General features: G+C 33.1%; 23 protein-coding genes. 5 read left to right on the top strand and 18 right to left on the bottom strand.

Annotation, left to right across the window (positions count from 1 at the left end):
• Position 1: 1 nt before the first annotated feature.
• Positions 2 to 349, bottom strand: coding sequence for a hypothetical protein (locus tag ACHRVX_RS07245; protein WP_213303774.1), 348 nt, complete (start codon positions 347 to 349; stop codon positions 2 to 4).
• Entirely contained in the window at positions 346 to 1,875 is a 1,530-nt protein-coding gene (locus ACHRVX_RS07240; RefSeq protein ID WP_395330735.1) for a GNAT family N-acetyltransferase, read from the bottom strand. The genes ACHRVX_RS07245 and ACHRVX_RS07240 overlap by 4 nt, the downstream gene beginning before the upstream one ends.
• A gap of 176 nt (positions 1,876 to 2,051) precedes the next feature.
• On the opposite strand from ACHRVX_RS07240, the gene ACHRVX_RS07235 reads away from it, so the two are divergent.
• Positions 2,052 to 2,381, top strand: a complete 330-nt coding sequence (locus ACHRVX_RS07235) for a single-stranded DNA-binding protein (RefSeq protein ID WP_395330733.1) — start codon at positions 2,052 to 2,054, stop codon at positions 2,379 to 2,381.
• A gap of 59 nt (positions 2,382 to 2,440) precedes the next feature.
• Here ACHRVX_RS07235 and ACHRVX_RS07230 read toward each other — a convergent pair whose 3' ends face one another.
• The 12 genes from ACHRVX_RS07230 to metG all read right to left on the bottom strand — a co-directional run bounded on the left by ACHRVX_RS07230 (position 2,441) and on the right by metG (position 15,002).
• Positions 2,441 to 3,133, bottom strand: coding sequence for a DUF2461 domain-containing protein (locus ACHRVX_RS07230; RefSeq protein ID WP_395330730.1), 693 nt, complete (start codon positions 3,131 to 3,133; stop codon positions 2,441 to 2,443).
• Positions 3,134 to 3,221: 88 nt separating this feature from the next.
• Entirely contained in the window at positions 3,222 to 3,407 is a 186-nt protein-coding gene (locus tag ACHRVX_RS07225; protein ID WP_395330728.1) for a hypothetical protein, read from the bottom strand.
• A gap of 80 nt (positions 3,408 to 3,487) precedes the next feature.
• Complete coding sequence (locus ACHRVX_RS07220) at positions 3,488 to 4,006, bottom strand: ferritin (RefSeq protein ID WP_065451911.1); 519 nt, start codon at positions 4,004 to 4,006, stop codon at positions 3,488 to 3,490.
• Between the two features lie 93 nt (positions 4,007 to 4,099).
• Positions 4,100 to 5,542, bottom strand: coding sequence for a hypothetical protein (locus tag ACHRVX_RS07215; RefSeq protein WP_395330726.1), 1,443 nt, complete (start codon positions 5,540 to 5,542; stop codon positions 4,100 to 4,102).
• Between the two features lie 170 nt (positions 5,543 to 5,712).
• Positions 5,713 to 6,852 carry an OmpA family protein gene (locus tag ACHRVX_RS07210; protein ID WP_395330724.1) on the bottom strand — a complete coding sequence of 380 codons (1,140 nt, stop codon included), beginning with the start codon at positions 6,850 to 6,852 and terminating at the stop codon, positions 5,713 to 5,715.
• 110 nt (positions 6,853 to 6,962) lie between these two features.
• Positions 6,963 to 7,592 carry a CatA-like O-acetyltransferase gene (locus ACHRVX_RS07205; RefSeq protein WP_395330722.1) on the bottom strand — a complete coding sequence of 210 codons (630 nt, stop codon included), beginning with the start codon at positions 7,590 to 7,592 and terminating at the stop codon, positions 6,963 to 6,965.
• On the bottom strand, positions 7,592 to 8,299 hold the full coding sequence (locus ACHRVX_RS07200) for an HAD family hydrolase (RefSeq protein ID WP_395330720.1): 708 nt from the start codon (positions 8,297 to 8,299) through the stop codon (positions 7,592 to 7,594). The genes ACHRVX_RS07205 and ACHRVX_RS07200 overlap by 1 nt, the downstream gene beginning before the upstream one ends.
• 331 nt (positions 8,300 to 8,630) lie before the next feature.
• Complete coding sequence (locus tag ACHRVX_RS07195; RefSeq protein ID WP_395330718.1) at positions 8,631 to 9,518, bottom strand: DMT family transporter; 888 nt, start codon at positions 9,516 to 9,518, stop codon at positions 8,631 to 8,633.
• 518 nt (positions 9,519 to 10,036) lie between these two features.
• The gene (locus tag ACHRVX_RS07190) at positions 10,037 to 10,312 is read right to left on the bottom strand and encodes a hypothetical protein (protein WP_395330716.1); all 276 of its coding nucleotides are present in this window, start codon (positions 10,310 to 10,312) and stop codon (positions 10,037 to 10,039) included.
• A gap of 262 nt (positions 10,313 to 10,574) precedes the next feature.
• Positions 10,575 to 12,008, bottom strand: coding sequence for a hypothetical protein (locus ACHRVX_RS07185; protein ID WP_395330714.1), 1,434 nt, complete (start codon positions 12,006 to 12,008; stop codon positions 10,575 to 10,577).
• Positions 12,009 to 12,419: 411 nt separating this feature from the next.
• A complete protein-coding gene (locus ACHRVX_RS07180) occupies positions 12,420 to 12,695 on the bottom strand; it encodes a hypothetical protein (RefSeq protein WP_395330711.1) in 276 nt (91 codons plus the stop codon).
• Between the two features lie 249 nt (positions 12,696 to 12,944).
• Positions 12,945 to 15,002: a methionine--tRNA ligase gene (gene metG, locus ACHRVX_RS07175; RefSeq protein ID WP_395330709.1), complete on the bottom strand. Its 2,058-nt coding sequence runs from the start codon at positions 15,000 to 15,002 to the stop codon at positions 12,945 to 12,947.
• 776 nt (positions 15,003 to 15,778) lie between these two features.
• Here metG and ACHRVX_RS07170 point away from each other — a divergent pair.
• Together ACHRVX_RS07170 and ACHRVX_RS07165 are read left to right on the top strand one after the other, a co-directional pair.
• Positions 15,779 to 16,006, top strand: coding sequence for a CDGSH iron-sulfur domain-containing protein (locus ACHRVX_RS07170; RefSeq protein WP_213302895.1), 228 nt, complete (start codon positions 15,779 to 15,781; stop codon positions 16,004 to 16,006).
• Between the two features lie 143 nt (positions 16,007 to 16,149).
• The gene (locus ACHRVX_RS07165) at positions 16,150 to 17,280 is read left to right on the top strand and encodes a DUF664 domain-containing protein (RefSeq protein WP_395330707.1); all 1,131 of its coding nucleotides are present in this window, start codon (positions 16,150 to 16,152) and stop codon (positions 17,278 to 17,280) included.
• A gap of 32 nt (positions 17,281 to 17,312) precedes the next feature.
• Here ACHRVX_RS07165 and ACHRVX_RS07160 read toward each other — a convergent pair whose 3' ends face one another.
• The 4 genes from ACHRVX_RS07160 to ACHRVX_RS07145 form a co-directional block, all read right to left on the bottom strand.
• On the bottom strand, positions 17,313 to 18,215 hold the full coding sequence (locus tag ACHRVX_RS07160; RefSeq protein ID WP_395330705.1) for a PhzF family phenazine biosynthesis protein: 903 nt from the start codon (positions 18,213 to 18,215) through the stop codon (positions 17,313 to 17,315).
• Positions 18,216 to 18,300: 85 nt separating this feature from the next.
• Complete coding sequence (locus tag ACHRVX_RS07155; protein ID WP_395330703.1) at positions 18,301 to 18,858, bottom strand: YdeI family protein; 558 nt, start codon at positions 18,856 to 18,858, stop codon at positions 18,301 to 18,303.
• Position 18,859: 1 nt separating this feature from the next.
• Positions 18,860 to 19,408: a hypothetical protein gene (locus ACHRVX_RS07150; protein WP_395330701.1), complete on the bottom strand. Its 549-nt coding sequence runs from the start codon at positions 19,406 to 19,408 to the stop codon at positions 18,860 to 18,862.
• Positions 19,409 to 19,611: 203 nt separating this feature from the next.
• The gene (locus tag ACHRVX_RS07145; RefSeq protein ID WP_395330699.1) at positions 19,612 to 20,007 is read right to left on the bottom strand and encodes a helix-turn-helix domain-containing protein; all 396 of its coding nucleotides are present in this window, start codon (positions 20,005 to 20,007) and stop codon (positions 19,612 to 19,614) included.
• A 216-nt stretch (positions 20,008 to 20,223) separates the two neighbouring features.
• Between ACHRVX_RS07145 and ACHRVX_RS07140 the strand changes: the two genes are divergently transcribed.
• Positions 20,224 to 20,538: a hypothetical protein gene (locus ACHRVX_RS07140; protein ID WP_395330697.1), complete on the top strand. Its 315-nt coding sequence runs from the start codon at positions 20,224 to 20,226 to the stop codon at positions 20,536 to 20,538.
• Between the two features lie 294 nt (positions 20,539 to 20,832).
• Positions 20,833 to 21,003 carry a hypothetical protein gene (locus ACHRVX_RS07135; protein WP_395330695.1) on the top strand — a complete coding sequence of 57 codons (171 nt, stop codon included), beginning with the start codon at positions 20,833 to 20,835 and terminating at the stop codon, positions 21,001 to 21,003.
• Positions 21,004 to 21,051: the final 48 nt, after the last annotated feature.

The following is a 21,051-nucleotide window of genomic DNA, read 5'->3' as shown; positions in this document are numbered from 1 at the left end:
ACTATATTTCTTTTTTAACAAGCATAAAATAATCATTTTCCAAAGAGCGATATCCTTGATCATACAGGAAATAGTAGGTATTTCCTGTTTTGGTCTGCAAGATATTGGTAAAGAAGTCGAAATCAAAACCTTTATTGATCATTTTATCCCGCGTTGCTTTTGATTTCCCTTCCGTATTTAATTCAGACAAAATACGATAATTTTTTCGTAATTTGTTGTTTACATTTCGCATGAAATTATTACTGTCCTTATTTATCTTATTGTTGTAAGCATTCCGACAACTATCCGAACAGAATTTCTTGTCTTCCCGACCTACAATTTTATCAGAACATTCGAGACACGTTTTCATGCTTCAATTTTTTTAATTTCGTAGAGATCAGTTCTTCTGTCTTTTAAAATTCGTACACTTCCGTGTTCATGAAGTTGTTTTAGCAAGTTCAAATCGACATCAACAATCAAAGTCATTTCTGTATTTGGCGTTGCTTCTGCTTTTATACCATTACTTGGAAAAGCAAAATCCGAAGGCGTAAATACAGATGCCTGCGCATATTGAATGTCCATATTATTCACTTTTGGTAAATTCCCAACACAACCGGCAATGGCAACGTAACATTCGTTTTCAATCGCACGCGCCTGAGAACAATGTTTAACTCGTGTGTAAGCATTTTGAGTATCGGTTAAAAACGGAACAAATAAAATATTCATTCCCTCATTAGCCAAAATTCTGGAAAGTTCAGGAAACTCAACATCATAGCAAATCAGGATTCCAATTTTACCGCAATCCGTGTCAAAAGTTTTAAATTGCGATCCGCCTTTCATTCCCCAATGCTGCACTTCGTTTGGCGTAACGTGAATTTTAGTATACATTTCTGATGTTCCATCTCTTTTGCATAAAAAACCAACATTAAATAAATTGTTGTTTTCTAAAAGAGGCATACTTCCGGTAATAATATTGATATTGTACGAGATAGCAAATTCCTGGAATCGTATCCTGATGGGTTCAGAATATCTTGCAAGTTCACGAATAGCTTCCGCTTCAGATAAATGATTATAATCGGCCATTAAAGGCGCAATAAAAAGTTCCGGAAACAAAGCAAAGTCACTTCCATAACCAGAAACTACGTCGATAAAAAACTCGGCTTGTTCAAAAAATTCTTCCAGATTGTTTAGTTGGCGCATTTGCCATTGTACTAATCCCAAACGGATAACGCTTTTTTCGAGATTAATTAATTTCGGACTTTCGTCATAATAAACATTATTCCACTCTAAAAGAACAGCAAATTCCTTTGATTCCTCGTCACCTTCCAGATAGTTTTTGATGATTCGCAACACGTGAAAATCATTGCTTAACTGAAATGAAAGTACAGGATCATGCAATTCCTTATGTTTTACTTTATCTATGTAGGCTCTTGGAGTTAGTTTTTTAGCATGCTGACTATAACTTGGAATTCTTCCTGCAAAAACAATCGCTTTTAAGTTTAATTGTTCGCATAATTCTTTTCGGGCATCGTATAAACGACGACCTAAACGTAAACCACGATAATGAGGATGGATGAAAACATCAATTCCATATAAGATTTCGCCATCTTTATTATGGGTCGAAAAAGTGTAATCGCCAATAATCTGTCTGTAGTTGTGTTTTTTATCCACAAGCTTTTCGTCTACAATTAGAGATAGCGCAGATCCTACAACTATTCCGTCAACTAAGATAACTAATTGACCTTCAGGAAATATTGATAGTAATTTTTTTATGTCATTTGATCTCCAGTATGAATTTGCCATTTCTGGATAGGATTCAACCATTGAATTTTTTAACTGCTGATAGTCATCGAATGCTAAATTTCTTAATTCGACTTTATTGATTTTTGTTTGCATTGTAGTATGATTTCTGTTAAATATACAAAAAATTGTTTCCATTTACAAACGCTTACAAATAGTTACAACCGAAAGTAAGTAGTTTGCAACCGAATAACTTTTGAAGCTTGTCGCATCTTTGCCATGTTGAATTTGATAAACGAATTCTTTATATGAACATTTAAATAATATACGCCATGAATGCAATGAAAAACAGAGTACAATTAATTGGTAACGTAGGAAACGATCCGGAAATTAAAACATTAGAAAACGGTAAAAAATTAGCGCATTTAAATATTGCCACAAACGATAAATACACCAATGATAAAGGTGAAAAAGTTGAGCAAACTGAATGGCATCGCGTCACAGCTTGGGGGAAAACTGCTGAAATTATTGAAAAATATGTAGTAAAAGGCAAAGAAGTGGCAATAGAAGGAAAGCTAACACACAGAAGTTATGATGATAAAAACGGGGAGAAAAGATATGTAACAGAAGTTGTTGTCAATGAAATTTTGCTGCTCAAATAACGTTTAACAAATTTTATACAACCCGATTGTTTTAAAGCAATCGGGTTTTTTGTTTAGCATTATACAATAGATGCGCCATTACTATCAGTGCTAAGTACTTCACTCATATAGTCAAAAAATGGTCTCATGTTGATACACGTTTGTAAAGCTTGTTCTAAAAAATTAGGACTTAATACTTCATCATCAGTAAAACGCTTAATAATCAAAAACTGCTTGTATCGCAGTAAATCGATGGCTTCATGAGTTATATCATATCCTTTTGGCGCTGTTTTAATTTGTTCGCCTTGTAAAGTTCCAAACGTATTGACAAACGTTTTTGACTTTAATATTTTTTGCATTGGTTTAGAATCGAGAGCAAATTCGCTTCTTACACGTTTTAAATCTCCGGCATTAGGTCCCCAAAAACCGCCTGCGAAAAAACTGTTTCCTTTTTCGAGATGAAAATAATAGCCGCCGCGCCTTTGGCTTGTTGCACGTGTAAAACTGCCTCCCCAAAAAGTTTTAAAAGGAGTTTTGTCTTTAGCGAAACGAATGTCACGGTAAATTCTATAAACACTTTTCTTGCCTGAAGCCGTTTCTAAAACATCAGTTTTTGATAGTTCCTGAAGTAAAGTGCCTGCAAAGGTTTCAATATGATTTAATTCTTCAAGGTATTTGGATTTATTAGCATCAAACCAGACTTTGTTATTATTTTCTTTGAGTTGAGTCAAAAAATCAAGGCTGGATTTAGGTATAATAGTATTGTTTTTCATAAGTTGATTTTGAATCTCTAAGATAAGAAGGTAACTGTAATTAAACTAAAAACCCACCAAATTTCTTGGTGGGTTTTTATATGTTGTATTAAGCAGTTTTTTTGAATAAATCAAACATAGGACAACGCGAGCAGCGTTTCTTTTCGCTTTTTTTGTATTTATCACAACAAGATGATTTACAGTTTTCCAACTTTTTGATCTTGTCAAGGACTTCTTTATTCTTCTTTTTCTTTTTGTCCTTTTTCTTGTCCTTATCTTTTTCTTTCTTGCTCAATTTTCCTCCGTATTTAAAAACAGAAGCAAATATAAAAGAAAATAGTTATTTTTAAGTATTCTAAATAAACTTTAACTTTTTTATTTTGGATTAATAGCAATAGAGCTTGTAACCGTTAATTGCTGAATATCACGGTCGAATAAATATAATCCACCTTTATCATCTCCAATTAAGTTGATTTTATCAAGAATAGATTTTGCTGTTGCTTCTTCCTCGATTTGTTCTGCTACATACCATTGTAAGAAATTATGGGTTGCATAATCTTTTTCAGAAAAAGTAATGTGTACCAATTCGTTAATAGATTCTGAAACAAAAATTTCATGGTTGTAAAGAGCTTCAAACATTTCTTTAAATGTAGAATAGGATGTTTTAGGCGCTTTTAGATCTGTAATCTGAGCGTGACCTCCGCGTTCGTTGATGTACTTCACTAATTTAAGCATGTGCGCGCGCTCTTCGTCAGATTGGGTGTACATAAATTGTGCAATTCCCTCTAATCCGTGTACTTCAGCCCAACAAGCCATAGAAAGGTAGGTTTGCGAAGATTCTGCCTCTATGCGAATTTGCTTATTTAATGCTGCTTCTATATTTTTTGATAACATAATAATGACTTTTTTGTAAAGTTAGAAAAAATAATCCATTCCGTTTTTTGCAAATCCATAAACACAGTACATTTGGATTAATTCTCAATAAGTTTAAGGATTCTCAACCGGAAAAGATTTGGAAAAAACGGCTTTGTCAATAATTGGATTTTGCGGTTCATCCTGAACAAAACCGTCATTGAATTTACGCATTATATATTCTTTCTTTGAGGTGTCGTAATAGCCAAGAATGTAATAATCCCTAAATTTTATACTACTTGGTAATGAAGCTTTTCTATTATGATCTAAAAAATAGTTAATGTTATCAAGAGCAAGAGGTTGCTGTACTAAATTTACAAATTCATTGTTTTGATTCAATGTACTTTCAAAAAATACAGTTTCATTGTGAAAAGTCTGTGTATAGTCCCAGGAATTAAATCCATCATTAACAGCATACATTACTTGTTCCATTCTTGGAACTCCTCCCAAAGTGATTAAAGTGTTTTCGTTGTTTTTAAAAACAGATAACCCAATGTCTGTGTAAGAAAGGCGCTGTAAAAACTTACTTGTTTTTTTTAATTCCCTTGGTTTTTCAATATCACGCTGCATTAATAAAGGCGAACTTTTAAAACGGATTGTATCATTTTGCGATACTTTAAAAGTTTTTAATGTTTCACCGGAATTATAATCTTTTATATCTAATAAAAGTTCTTCCTGAGTGGCATTGATCTGGTATATTTTATTATTATAGAAAAAAGAATTGCTTAATCTTCTGGGACTTTTAGTAACAGATTGGGAAATTTTCTTTTCGAGAATCTCGTGATTTTCCAAGTTAAGATCAAAAATTTGAGTTTCTTTTGGATTATGGTCAAATGTCAAAATAAGATGATTGTTCATCATGTACATTTTGCTTTTTTTAGTGCTTTTATCTAGAGGACTATATTCATCTGATTCAATTTTTTCAATAGGATTTTCGGCAAGAATTTGACTAAAGGTCACAGATTGTGTTTTTCTATTCTTAAAAATGAACTCCGAAAAATCAAATATTCGTTCCTCAACCATTCCATTTGTAAAAGTATAAGTGGTTAATGCTGGTTTTGATATGTCTTTTGAAACAAGATAAAATAAATTATTCTTCTGAAAAGCACCTACTACATACTCTTGCGAAGAAGGATATTTAAAATTTAAAATCTTATAAGTTTTATTTTCAAGGTAATATTTGATAACTAAAATGGTTGAAAAATCTTTTACCGACCAATACAGCGTAGGATTTCCATCTTCACTAAAACTATAACCAATAAGGGTTTTGTCTGCGATATTTGCGCGTGAAAGAGTAAATTCATCTTTTAAAAATAAAGCGCTATTGTATTTTAAGATGGTAAGGTTTTGAGAATTTACTACAAAAGCAAAAACATCATGTGTGGTTGTATTCTCTACATTCAGAATTTGATTTTTTTCATCATATCTTTTTAAATCTATCGGATAAGTATTCAATACTGTTTGACCTAACAGTGATGATTTGTAGATTAGAAGAAGGAGTAGTAATGATTTTTTCATGATTTTTAAGCAACAATAATTATTCCAAATTTATCTCTTTATTTTGTAAATCATTATTTATAAGTTCATTACAATTTTATATTTCAATAAAGCAGGCAACTATTTAACTTAAAGGTATAAAAAAAGTCCTAAAGAATTTCTTTAGGACTTGATTTTGATTGTAGTAAAAATTATTTTACTCTAAAAGTAACTCTTCTTGCTAATCTTCTTGCTTCTTCAGAATCTTTTTGGATAGAAGTATCAGCTCCACCAGCCACTACGTTTAATCTTGAAGATGCAATACCTGCTTTTTCAAAAATAGTTTTTACGTTGTTTGCTCTCGTGTTTGATAATTTATCATTGTATTCTGAACTTCCAACCTGATCTGCGTAACCAATTATGTCAATTGAAGCCGAAGGATTTTTTCTTAAGTAAGTTAAAATCACATCAATTGCAGCAGTTGAATTTTCGATAGGAGTTGATTTGTTAAAGTCAAAATAAACGCTGTAATATTTGTCGTTGATCATTTCTTTTACAAGATCTTTATCAGATACTGGAGCACTTATTTGTTTTTCGATTACAATTTGTTTCTCAGGAACTTTATTGTTAACTAAGTTTTGAAGTTCTGCAAGTTTGTTTTCCAGGTCAGTAAGATCTGTTTGTTTAGAGATAACAACCCAGTCAGCATGTTTTGTGTTGCTTCCTAAATACACATTCAATCCAATTGTTCCGTTATAGATAACTCCGCTAAAACCTCTTGAGTCAATTGTTGAGTTTCCGTCAAACGTAACATTTTGTGCAGTATTAACGATAGTTGTAAAATCACCTGTTAAGGCAAATCTGTCAGATAATCTGATTTGACCTGTAATACCAGCAATAAAATTACCCATTCTGTCTTTTACGTGTAGATCTTTATTTTCTAACTGCGCTAAACCAAAACCTGCGTGACCTAATAAACCAAAAGTTTTAGTCCAGGTTTCAAAGTTCATAATTCTTCCTAAGTTAGCAACTGCTTGTAAATTTGCTCTGTAATATTTTGAATCAAAATCAGCAGAATTGTCTTTACTTGTAAAGCTGTTATATCCAGCATCTACTTTCAAACCAAATTTATTATTAAACATATATCTAACTCCTAAATCACCAGTGAAAAAACTTGGCGTAGTAGTAAAATAGTTTTCTGTAAATGGGCTTTGTGGTTTGTTTACACCACCAGCTAATTCAACAGACCATTTGTTGTAACCATCAGCACTGTCTGCGTTTTCTGTTTTTGTTTGTGCATTTACATTTGCTAAGGCCAATGCTAAAGCCAAAGTAAGAACGATTTTTTTCATTGTCATTTGAGATTTTAAAATTTCCTCAAACAAACGAATTATTGTAAGAATTATTCTCCGGTAAAAGTTATAAATATAACAGAATAAGGTTAAAAATAATTATGCTGTTTTTACGCGTTCATTTTTTCCTTAAAACAATCTACAAATTGTCCTAAATGCAAACCATCCATCAGGCCATGATGAACATGAACAGACATTGCAATGGTTTTTTTTCCTGACTCCGAAGTGATCATTTTTCCGAAAGAAATTTTAGGACAACTATCTGGAAACGTGTAACTACGTGCATGTGACAGCGAAGTAAAGTTTAACCAAGGAATTGCCGAAAAGTGAATCAGATTATCATCATCAAACGCTCTTGTAAAAAGTCCGGTTGTGTTTTGGATACGTTCGATTTCGGTCAAAGCATTTTGCTCGAAAACTTTAAAATCCGGGTCATATTCAATCAATGAAAACCCAAAAGTACCGTCTTTACGACCAATTGTTGCCGAAGCATCGATGCGATCATTGATATAAATAGCGTCATTAGCGATTCGATACTTGAAATTTTCGATAGAATTTACCGCAACTAATGTTTTATGCAAGTAAAATATAAAAAAAGAAGCTTTCAAATTTTTTGCCGTTTGATATGCTTTTGTGCAATCAATTTGTACGGTTGCGCCAAAGAAAGGTTCTTCCATTTGTTTGAAATGCTGGAAATGTTCCTTGCGGTTCCAGTTTTCTAAATCTAAAAGTGTTTTCATTATAATAAGTTCTGAAGTATTTCAGTAATTTTTTCGAATGAACTAAATTGTTCATGTTCGACTTTGTGACTAATTTTTTCGTGTTCCCAAGTGGTGTGAAACGGAATATGAACGGCATAACCTCCAATTCCTAAAACCGGTAAAACATCAGACTTTAATGAATTCCCAATCATCAAAAATTCTTCAGGCTGAATCTCTAAACGACCTAGCAATTTTTGATAATCAATTTCCTGTTTGTCTGACATTACTTCGATATGGTGAAAATAATGACCCAACCCTGAACGGTGCAATTTGCTATGCTGGTCTTTCAAATCTCCTTTTGTCGCAACGACTAATTTGTATTTTCCGTGTAAGGACTGTAATGTTTCCTCGATCCCGTCAAGAAGTTCAATTGGTTTTTCCAGTAATTCTTTTCCATACTGAATAATTTTCTGAACAACTTCAATAGGGATTGTATTGTTCGAAATGTTCATCGCCGCTTCAATCATCGACAAAATATATCCTTTTATTCCGTAACCGTATAAAGGCAAATTATCAATTTCGATCTTGAATAATTCCTGCGAAATTCCCTGATGCGAAAGATAATCTTCCATCAGGGCGCAAAATTTATGCTCCGTTTCCTGAAAGTAAGGTTCGTTCACAAACAAAGTATCATCGGCATCAAATGCAATTACTTTTAAATTTGGTATTTTGTTTTTATGTAACATAAAGATGTTGTTTTATTAATTTCAGGTTTTCTTTGTTTCAGGTTTTTTTGCCACGAATTGATCGAATTTTCTCGATTTTTTTTTGCTACAGATTAAAATGATTTTTTTGAATCTGGTCGATTTGCCAAATCTGCGAGAGAACTTTTTCACCACAAATTTCACAAATTTTCACAAATTTTTTTGCCACTCCTGATAGCTATCGGAATAAATGATTAAAAAAATAAGTAAAGAATCTGCGAGAAACTATTTCCGCCAAGAATTCACTATTATTTTAAAATCAATCCGCGTAAATCCGTTTAAACCCGCGTCATCCGCGTGCCATTTCTCAATTCTAATTCTTAGAAAACAGTCTTTTTAATGAAATGGTCTTATCATAAAAAGTAATTCTAATTCCGAAAAGTAAAATGATTCCGCCCAAAACCATTTGTAAAGTTATTTGTTCTTCTAAAAACAACCAAGCCAATATTGAAGTAATTACCGCCTGGCTCAATAAACTTAACGAAACTCTTGTGGCGCGCATATGTTGTGTGGCATAACTTATAGAAAGCCAGGCGCACAATTGACAAATTACTGCTTGTAAAATCAATACAAACCAGCCAGTGTCCGAAAATCCTGTAAAAGGCTGATTCAGACAATAACAAATAATCCCCAAATAAATGCTTGATGCAATTAAACTAATCGTCATAAACGATAGAACGTCGACATCTGAAAGGACATTTTTGCTCACCAAAAGATAAATAGAATATAAGATTCCGGAGAAAACCGCAAACAGAAAAGCCTGATTGAAGTTCAATTCCATAAAAAAGCTAAAACCAACCAAAGTAATCATACCGAATAATGAAACTACAGTTCCAATCCAGAAATTTGTTGCAGGTCGAACTTTCAAAAAGAAAAAAGAACCAATTCCAACCCAAAGCGGAGATAGATTCGTTAACAACGAAGCCTGAGTCGCGCTTGAATCCTGAATGGCGATATTCCAAACCGCAACATCTGATGCGAATAAAATACCGCAAAGTGCTGCTAAAAGTAAAAATTTAGTATTTGGGAGTTTGAAATTTTTGGTAATTAAAACATAAGGCAAAAGCAAAATCACAGCAAAAAACATGCGATAAAAAGCCGAGATTAATCCAGGCGCTAGTTTCAATTTAACCAATATGGGGAAGATTGAAATACAAAGTATTCCGCAAATTAAGGCTAATCTTGGTTTGGTGATTTTCATTGTTTATGCTTTTTCTAAGTCAATAGAGTTTAAATTCCGGAGTTGTTATAATTCAAATGAAGTGATGAGTACTCAAAAATAGGAGGTAGGGAATGTTTTTATCATTGGTAGGATTGATTTTACTTTTTAGCGAAGATCTTATTTTTTTCTTTAGCAAAAAAAGAAAATATAAAACACATAAAACCCTCGCTTTAGATGAAAAAAATCTTTTTATGAAAAAATAATTTCCCGTTGTTTCCTCAGGGGCATCATGGCGAGGGAATATGTGTTAATTAATAATAACAAAGCAGGTTGAAAATTTGTGCCGTTAGGTACTAAATATTGGTAGAAACAATGATTAGGAAGTAGATTTAGCGTGCCGTAGGTACGCAACATCATCATTTGGTGCGTACCTGCGGCACGCCGAATTTTTTATTCCTGTTTTATCTACCAAGATTTAGTGCCTAACGGCAAAGCCTTTCTGCCTTAAATTGGCATTATAAATAAAAATTTAGGATCAAATTTGTTTTTGTGTGGTATTATGCATTCAGGATTTTCTTGCAGGCATTGCTTATTTCTTTATCCGAAAAAGAGCCAAGCGCACTTGCCAGCATTTTACTGGTTCTAATAGAACTTACCATTTTCATCCTGAGATCCTGGTCGTCACCCATTTCATTTAAGAGAATTGTCTCAAAAATTTCGGATAAATGTTCCGGTTGATCTCTAAAATCTTCTTCAAACCAAAGCTCTGATAGAAATTTTGCCATTGCTGTCATTACAGCTTGTTCTGATGTTTTTTCATTTTCTTTTGTCATATTCTGAAAATTTTAAACGCACGAAGCCCTCGTTTTCGGTTGTGACAAAACATTCCTTGGAATGAGATTAGGGCTATCACTAGCTCCTTCAACGTGAACGAGGGCTCGTTTATGTTAACTTAATTAAGTTTTCGGATTTTTCGCCGAAGAAATGTTTTGTCGGTACAAACCTACAATTATAACTTCATATATAAATAAAAAATAATGAGAAATTTCTCATTTTAAATTCATGCTTTTATTTATAAGTCAATCAAAAATTATATTAGTCGGCAAATTTTCTAATAATATATTCTTTAGCATCTTTATTATAATAGCCTAAATAATAGTAACTATTTAATTTAAAAATGGTTTGCGCTTTAATATCTTTATTGCTTTCCAGAAACGTGCTTATTTTGTCAAATGCCAGAGGTTGCAAATCTCCTGTAACGTGATTACCGCTTTTGTCAAATAATCCCTCTATTTTAACGACTTTTCTTCTTTCATACGAATTAAAATTATCTATAATTGGGCTGTAAACAGCTGTGTAATAAAGGACGGCTCCAATAAACCCGAAACTACCTAATAGTACTTGTGATGTACTTTGCTGTTCTTGTGAAACACCTCCTAATGTCATTAAAGTGTTTTCTCCAACCTGATAGCATGAAATACCGGGATTTAAATTGTTTACTTTTCGTAAAAATTGTGATGAAGTTTCTAGTACTCTTTTCCCTCCAAAATCACCTCCCTTTAAATTTATTTCAGAATTTTTAAAATCAATAGTAGTTTCTTCAGTCGCAGAATATTCTTTTATTAAAGTACCATTTATATCCTTGATTGTCATAAAAATTTTATCTGAAGATGATTTTATTTGATACAATTTATTATCGTTTATAAACGAATTCGACTTTATATCAAAATCATCCTGACTGAATTTACTGTGAGATGTATTTAAAATATTTTGTAAAGTAGCAGTAAACGTTTTTAAATCAAGAGAAATGACTAGTGTATAACTAATATCAGTATCGACAGTTATAATGATTTTATTGTTTTGTGTATAACATTTTCTCTTTTTAGCGGTATTAATTAAAGAAGTTGGACTTTCAGAATTAATTTGGACCAATGAAAATGGTCTTTCAAAAGGCAAAAAACCTTCTTCAAATATTTCATACAAGGTTGATCGATGATAGAATTTATTTTTTGTTAAATCGAAATCTTTAATTTCTAAATTTCCTTGATAATCAAAAACGTATAGCTTAAAAACATTACTTTTCTTTGGTAGGGTTAAAATTATAAATTTATTTCCAATCGAAAATTCCTGAAGATAAACTTCATTTTTAAATTCTAAAACATGAGCTTTATCGAGCGTTTTATTGTTTTCTGAATCAAATATTTGTGCAAGAATTTTCTTTTTGTTCGACGATGCCCAAAACAAAGTTGTTTTATTCCCAGAAACAATATTTCCGATCATTGCCGAATAACTTTTTTCTGGTTTTGGTGATGAAGTAGAGTCAATAAATTTCATTTTATCATCTAAACGAATGGCTTTAATTCGTTTTTCATCTGCCATAAATAAGGTAACCCGTTTTGCTGAATCATTAACAACCTGAAAAATCTGAGTATTCTTTTTTAACTCAATTGCTGTAGAATTAACAATTTCCTGTGAAAAAGAAACTATACTACTAAAAAATACATACGCAAAGAATAGCTTTTTAAGCATTAGTAATTGTTTTTAATTTTGAGCGAAGATCTCATTTTTTTCTTTAGCAAAAAAAGAAAATATAAAACACATAAAACCCTCGCTTTAGATGAAAAAATCTTTTATGAGAAAATTTCCCGTTGTTTCCTCAGGGACATCATGGCGAGGGAATATGTGTTCTTAATTAATAGTAACAAAGCAGAGTTAAAAATGTGCCGTTAGGTACTAACTATTGGTAGAAACAATGATTAGGAAGTAGATTTAGCGTTCCGTAGGTACGCAACACCATCGTTTGTTGCGTACCTACGGCACGCCAACGAATTTTTTATTCCTGTTTTATCTACCAATATTTAGTGCCTAACGGCACAAACTTTCTGCCTTAAATTGGCATTATAAATAAAAATTTAGGGTCAAATTTGTTTTTGTGTGGTATTATGCATTCATGATTTTCTTGCAGGCATTGCTTATTTCTTTATCCGAAAAAGAGCCAAGCGCACTTGCCAGCATTTTACTGGTTCTAATGGAACTTACCATTTTCATCCTGAGATCCTGATCATCGCCCATTTCATTTAAGAGAATTGTCTCAAAAATTTCGGATAAATGTTCCGGTTGATCTCTAAAATCTTCTTCAAACCAAAGGTCTGATAGAAATTTTGCCATTGCTGTCATTACAGCTTGTTCTGATGTTTTTTCATTTTCTTTAGTCATAATCGAAAATATTAAACGCACGAAACCCTCGCTTTAGGTGTGACTAAATATCTGAAAGATAGATTTAGGACAGTTTCCTGTTCCAGCACCTTTGCGAGGGTTCGCTTATGTTAACTTTGAATAAGTTTTTATCTAAAGTTTCCAAATATTTAGTCGAGACGAATGTACAACTAAAAACTCGGCTAAAAAGAAAAAACATGAGAAAATTCCCATGTTTAACATTTCTCATCTAATTTTTCACAAAAAGAGTTAGTTTATCGTTTCACCATTTGGCGCATCAGTATCCGGGTTTACAAAAACCAGTTTTCCTTCGGCATTTGTTGTCATCAGGATCATTCCCTGACTTTCAACTCCGCGTAAAGCTCTTGGTGCAAGGTTTGCTAAAACCGTAACACGTTTACCAATAATTTCTTCTGGCGAAAAGCTTTCGGCAATTCCGGAAACTATGGTACGAACGTCAATTCCCGTATCAATTTTCAAAACCAAAAGTTTGTTTGCTTTCGGCATTTTTTCTGCTTCGATTATTGTTCCTACACGTAAATCCATTTTAGCAAAATCCTCATATTGAATTAGATCTTTTTGAGGTTCTGCTTGTTTGTTTTCAGCAATATTAGCCGTTTTAGTAGCTTCCAATTTGTCTATTTGTTTTTGTATTTCTTCGTCTTCAATTTTAGCAAATAATAATTCAGCTTCACCAATTTGGTGACCTTCCGGAATCAATTCTGAATTTTCGGCAACATCATTCCATTTCAATTTGCCTTCATTTTTCAGTATTCCTGACAATTTTGCCGCAGTAAAAGGCAAGAACGGTTCAGCAAGAATACTCAAAGCAGCCGCAATTTGTAAGGCAACATACATTTGGGTTTTTACACGTTCCGGATTGTCTTTCATTACTTTCCAAGGCTCTTCATCGGCAAGATATTTATTCCCTAAACGCGCCACATTCATTAATTCACCCAATGCTTCACGGAATCTGTAACGTTCGACTGAACTTGAAATCACGGCAGGATACGCTTTTAATTCAGTTAAAGTATTTTCGTCAACTTCAGATAATTCATTCGGAGTCGGGATATATCCGTCGTAATATTTGTTTGTTAAAACAACGACACGATTAATAAAATTACCGAAAATAGCAACCAATTCATTGTTGTTTCTCGCCTGAAAATCTTTCCATGTAAAATCGTTATCCTTAGTTTCAGGAGCGTTAGAAGTTAATGCATAACGCAAAACGTCTTGTTTCTCCGGAAATTCTTCTAAATATTCGTGCAGCCAAACCGCCCAGTTTTTAGAGGTTGAAAGTTTATTTCCTTCTAGATTCAAAAACTCATTTGCAGGAACATTGTCCGGCAAAATATAGCTTCCTTCTGCTTTAAGCATCGCCGGGAAAATTATACAGTGAAAAACAATATTGTCTTTCCCAATAAAGTGAACCAGTTTCGTTTCTTCGTCTTTCCAGTATGGTTCCCAGTCTTTTCCTTCGCGCAACGCCCATTCTTTTGTTGATGAAATATACCCAATTGGCGCATCAAACCAAACATATAATTTTTTTCCTTCGGCACCTTCAACCGGAACATCAATTCCCCAATCAAGGTCACGAGTTACGGCACGAGGTTCAAGTCCGCCATCAACCCAAGATTTAACTTGTCCGTAAACATTAGGTTTCCAGTCGTTTTTATGACCAACAAGAATCCATTCGGTTAAAAATTCAGTATATCTGTCAAGAGGTAAAAACCAGTGCTTTGTCGATTTTAATATTGGAGTTTCTCCTGTAATCGTCGATTTTGGATTAATCAAATCAGTAGCATTCAAAGTCGATCCGCAATTTTCGCATTGATCTCCGTAAGCTCCGTCATTACCGCATCTTGGGCAAGTTCCTACCACAAAACGATCTGCCAGAAACTGATCTGCTTTTGCATCGTATAATTGCTCTGTTATTTCTTCAATAAAATCACCATTATCATACAGTTTTCTAAAAAATTCCTGAGCCGTATCATGATGAATCTTAGCCGAAGTTCTGGAATAATTATCAAACGAAATCCCAAAATCAGCAAATGATTTTCTAATAATTCCGTCGTATTTATCAATAACTTCTTGTGGTGTAATTCCTTCTTTTTTGGCTTTCATCGAAATTGCAACGCCATGTTCATCGCTTCCGCAAATAAACGCAACGTCTTTTCCCTGTAAACGTAAATATCTCGAATAAATATCTGCAGGCACGTAAACCCCCGCCAAATGCCCAATATGTATCGGTCCGTTGGTGTAAGGCAATGCCGCCGTAATAGTATATCTCTTTGGATTTTGTATCATAACTCAATTTTATTGAGTGCAAAAATAAGCAATAGAATTGAGATTTTGTTGTTCCGCGGAGTTTCGCAAGCAATTTCGCAGAGATTCGCAAATTTTTTTTAATCTTTCAAATGCGCAAATGCGCAAAGTTTAATTTAAAGTTGACGCTTAATCGTATAGTTTATCATTTCGACTGAGGAGAAATCACACTAGTAATTTGACACAAATTTGCGACATTATTGCGGAATTTCTTGCGTTATTAGACTGGACTGAAGTCCAGCCCTATAAGATGAATCGTTCCTTCGGAACTTTTTCGAGCGCGCCTTTGGCTTGGAGCATATTGTAGGGATGGATTTTAATCTATTCAAAAATGAATGTAAATATTAAACCTTTGTGCCTCTGCGCCTTTGTGCGATTATTTCAATCCAATTCATAAAAACCTTTGCGGACTTCGACTTCTCTCAGCCTGACAAAAGAGTAAACCTTTGCGACTTTGTGCGATTATTTCAATCCAATTCATAAAAACCTTTGCGGACTTCGACTTCGCTCAGCCTGACAAACGAGTAAACCTTTGCGACTTAGCGCCTTCGCGCGATTATTTCAGATCAATCCAATAGAAACTTTGCAGGACTTCGACTTCGCTCAGATTGAAAAAAATAACTTTGTGCATCTTCTTGGAAAACTTTGTGAATCTCTGTGGTAAAACCTAAAATAGAACCAGTTTAAACTAGCATTCCAATTAAAATCTTAAAAATTTATTTCGCAATCTTTGCCTTGAAAAAAACAAAGACAATTTTATGAGCAAGACAAAATTAATCATCAATAAAAACGGATCTATCAAAATCGAAGGTGATTTTGAAATCATGGATGCTGAAGGAACTGTTTACGGACTACAAGGAAGAGCTGCATTAGGACTTTGCCGTTGCGGACTATCTGCAAACAAACCTTTTTGCGATGGCGGACACCGTAATAACTTCGAGCACGATTCAATCGCATTCGATTTACCACCAATGAAAACAAGCTAAGAAATCTTATTTTCTGGTTATTATATAAAAGCTGCATTATGCAGCTTTTTTTTATTGCATTTTTGTAAAAATTTCAAAATATTGTTGAGTTATTTCCTTAAAAAAGTATGTTATATTTACGAAAAATTTTAAAAACATAAAGAATGAAAAAAATAGCTTTTCTGTTATTGTTCTTAACTTTTGCTTCGGTAAAAGCTCAGACTCAAAGAATTATTTCCAGCCAATGGATGGCTTTTCGTCAAACAATAGATATCCAGACTCCGGTAAAGAAAAAATTCAGAATAATTGCTTCGGCAAAAGTGGAGTCTAACGATCCGGGAGCCTGGTGCGGAGTTTTTGCAAGAGTTTTTAATAAAGATGAGGAACAGGGATTTGCTGATAATATGCACGACAGACCAATAAAATCAAAAGAATGGCAATCTTATACTATTGAAGGAACGATTGATCAAAATAGTAAAACATTGGTTTTTGGAGGAATTTGTGAGCTAAACGGAAAATTTTATTTTGATAAATTTCAATTGTTTATCGAAAATGCAAAAGGTGTTTTTGAACCTGTAACAATTTTAAATTCAAGTTTTGAAACCCTTGCAACCAATACAGATATTCCAAAATGGAATTTAGGTAATGCGAAACAAAAAAATGTTAAGGTTAAGGAATTTAAGATTTCTTCGGATAAATCAAGCGTAGATGGAAAACATTCATTACTAATTGAAGGAAGTGGTATAATAATAAAAGAAACCGGAAAAATAGGAAACGTTGAAGGTGCATCGCCAAAAATTGCCGACATGATTTCGATGCTTGAAGATCTTAAAGATCGTGTTGAATACGCGGTTCAGAATATGAATCAATATGAAATTGATTACTTGCATGATGAAAATGCCAACCGAATTGGAGCACTTGTAATGCATTTGGCTGCTGCCGAAAAATACTATCAGGTTATTACTTTTGAAAATAGAGAATTTAACGAAGAAGAAAAGAAAAAATGGGGGAACGCTTTGAATCTTGAACAGGCCGGACGAGATGAATTTAAAGGGCATGAAATTCAATATTATCTGGATATTTATAATGAAGTAAGAGCAAAAACAATATCAGAATTAAAGAAAAGAGATGATGCCTGGTTTACTCAGATTCAAACGAAATATGATATGAGTAATCAGTATTGCTGGTTTCATGTTATGGAACATCAGTCAAGTCATTTGGGACAAATTTTGTTTTTACAGAAGAGAATTCCGCCAGAACAACAGAAAACTTTACCACAGGAAATTAAAAAATAAACAATAAAAAAAGCTGCATCACGCAGCTTTTTTTATAGATATATTTCTCCGCGCATCGTGATAACCGCAGAACCACCAACCAAAATGTCATTTTCTCGCGACATAACTTCAATCAGCGAAGGTTGACTTAGTTTTACACCTTGTAAAATTTTATATTCGGTATTAAGTTGCGCGTATTTGTTTGCGGTTAAAAATCCAATTAACGGACCCGCGGCAGTTCCTGTTGCGGCGTCTTCATCAATACCAATTAAGGGATTGAAAAATCTGGCTTCGACTATATTTTGGGGATCTTCATCGGCGATTGTAAAACAGTAGAAACCTTCGAAGTCATATTCCTTAGAAATTTCGATTAATCGTTTGTTGTCCGGAATGCAATCGTGTAAAAATCGTCGGTTTTTTATGGGAACCATTACATGCGCAACTTCGGTTTGAACTATTGTGGGTAATAGATCATCAACGGTTAGATCATCAATCGTTAATCCAAGTGCTTTTGCGATTCTTGAAGCGGGAACTTCCTGACCAATAACCGCTTGTTTTTGATGCATTTGCACAATGGGAAATTCTGTAACGGGATCAAAACTTGTTGTTAATTTGATTGGATTATCTTTCATGATAACAAAATGATCGGTTTCATTTTGTTCATCAAATATTTTTATATTTTTGAATAATGCAGCACAAACGGCGCCCAATAAATTGTGTCCGGCACCATCAACTTCAAAACCTGCAGGCGTAAAAGATCGAACTTTAAGCGCTTTTTGAGCGATAGAGTAATAAACAAATGAAGTCTCAGAATAACCAAATTCCTTTGCAATGTTATGATACGATTCTAATGCTAAATCGCCATCAGTAAAAACAACAGACAACGGATTTCCTTTGTAACTCTTATTAGAGAATACATCTAAAACGAAATATTCTAAGGCTATTCTATCTTTCATTACGTTTTGGGTTTGATGAAATTAATACGATAGATTAAAGTTACTATTTGTTCTTTGATCTTGGTTACAATGAAACGTTTTTCTTTTATAGCATTCGTTTTTGTTCTGCGCTGATGTTTATTGTTTTTTCAAGTCTCGAAATTCTGGTTTTTTCTTGTTTTGCCGTCATAATCCAGTGAATCATAACTTTTTTGTACGATGGTGCTTGCGTATTAAAATATTCCCAGGCTATTTTATTGGCTTTAAACTGTTTCTCAAAATCGGGATCAAGAACAGAAGGTTCCTTTTCATGCGAATAAATTCCGGATCGATCTTCAGATCTTAAGGCAAAAGCTTTTTCGCCTTCGGGTTTCATTAATCCTGCTTTGGTTAAATCTTCGATTTTCTTTATGTTGATTGCGCTCCAAATACTCGATTTTTTCCTTGGTGTAAACCTAATCGAATAACTTTCGTCATCTATAGATCTTCGAACGCCATCAATCCAGCCAAAACAAAGCGCCTGATCAACAGATTCTGACCACGACATTGATGGTTTTTTGCTGTTCACTTTATAAAAACCCACTAAAAGTTCGGTTTCTTTCTGGTGATGCTTTTCTAACCACGCTCTAAATTCATTTTGGGTAGGGAAGAAGGTTGGTTTCATTTTATTCGGTTTTTAATGGAGGTGGAGTTGGCGGAAGAATATATTTTGAACTAAAAAAAGTTAGTTTTTTATCGGTTTCGATTAATTTTACTTTTTTCTTCCATTTATAAATCCATTTTGCTAAAGAATCCAGATCTGTTGGAACATCATCTTTATAACTATGTATTGCAATTGATTTTTTGATCGAATCTTTGTCAATATAAAAAATGTAATACTTTCCATCACTATAATTCTCCTCATACTCGGAATTATATTTCCCTAATTGTGTTTTAGAAATTAAATTAATCAATGTTTTTTTATCCTTTTCACTTATTAAACCAATATAGTTTCTTTTGGCTCTAGGAATATTTGTACTATCAAAAGCATTATTGGCATTCCAGTGTTCTCTAATATAAACACTGTCATTTGGAGTAAATTTTACTGAAAAACATGTTTCGAAAGTATTATTATATGAAAAATCAAAATATTTAAAATCTACATTTGATTCTTTTTTTTTACAACCAAAGAGAAATAATAAAACTAATGAAATAAGTATAATTTTTATTTTCATAATAAAGTGTTTGGTTCTTAGTAAGCCGACCGATAGCGCAGATTTGCAATCCGTGCCCACAAAGTGATTTAAAATATTACGCTTTTAAGATTTTGTCATATCGTTGCGGACACGGATTGCAAATCCGCGCTATCGAGTTTCTTAGTTTAAAACTAAAAAGAGACTCGTAAGTCTCTTTTTGCAATAATTATAATTTTATAAGGCTATTTGCCTTTTAATATTTTTTCAAAATATTCTACTTTTTCCTTTTCAGATTGAACTAATCTTTCAAAAAGTTCAACTACTTTGTCGAGAGGATTAAAACTAGGTTGTAAGTTAATTGCATTTATAGTCGAACTATCATTACTAGTAAATGTATTACTAATGATATTCAATACAGTTTCGTCACTATAATTTTTAATTGCTTCTACAGAAACTCCTAAAACTTCAGAAATTGCATTTAATTTTTCTTCGTCAACATTCTCACTTCCTTCAATGTTAGAAACGGTTTGCTGGCTTAAGCCAATTGCAAAAGCAAGTGCTTCTTGTTTCATTCCTCGAAGTTCTCTTATTCGGCTAATATTTCGCCCAATATGTTTTGGTTTTATCGCTGTACTCATAATTCAAAGATATTTAAAATTCTTGTAAAAATTTCTGTTTTAGTGTAGTAAAACACAAGTTAGCATTTGTGATAAACCATTATAAGTAGTTCCTAACAAATGAATGTAATGCTTACTTGCGGCACGAATCAAAAGTAGTATTTTTCGGATAACAAACAATTGAAAAACTGAATTTAAAAGCGATTGATAATAATACAATTAAAATATACAAATATTATGGAATCAAATGAAATTAAAACTTTAAGGAATCTTAGAAAATTAACTGCCAAATATTGCACTACTTTGAATCCATCTATTGATAAAACAGAGTTTCACACCGCCCAACTTAAATTGGTAGATTATTATGAACTTGGTTGTATTATTACGAATATGTTAAAATTATGCATTTTAGCGCTTGATAACGAAGAACATACAATTAAAAAATCTTCTATTAATGTTAGTCTTATTTTAGAAACAGTTCTTCAAATGTTTCCTTTGGACGAATTAGAAATGTTAAGTGAGATGAATGAGGTACTTGTTGGGGATTTTTAAAGGGCTGATGAATAAAATCTTGTCATTTCATCCGTTCGCGAAACCGGACAGGTTTTTAAAACCTGTCCGGTTTACTATGCGTAAATGTTGGGATTGATTAATCTCTTTGGTTGAATGACAAAAAAAACTAAATTTATCATCAAACCAAGTTGCGTTAGGGATAGCAGAGAAAAGCCCACAGCCTGACGAAGGAAGTGCGAGGACTTGCAGCGAATAGCCCGACCGGAGGGAACGCCCAAAAAATTCTTCCCATCAATTTCTTATATTTGCAAAAGTAATTTAAAAGCAAAAATCATGGCAAAAGGTCCCGAAAAAAACACCAAAAACAAGGCTTTACATACTAAATTGCTCAATAAGAAAAAAGCCAAAATCCAAGAGGAGAAAAAAGCGCATGCTTTGCGTTTGAAGGCTTTGGTGGCAAAAATGAATCAGAAAAAGAATAACGACGAATCTGATGCTATTTAAATGGGATTGTATTTCTTTTCTGTTTTTATTTAACTGAAATTTGCAAAT

Origin of the sequence: Flavobacterium sp. FlaQc-47, from assembly GCF_044006475.1 — a bacterium.
In the GTDB taxonomy this organism is placed as follows: Bacteria; Bacteroidota; Bacteroidia; order Flavobacteriales; family Flavobacteriaceae; genus Flavobacterium.
This window is presented reverse-complemented; position numbering and strand designations above follow the sequence as displayed.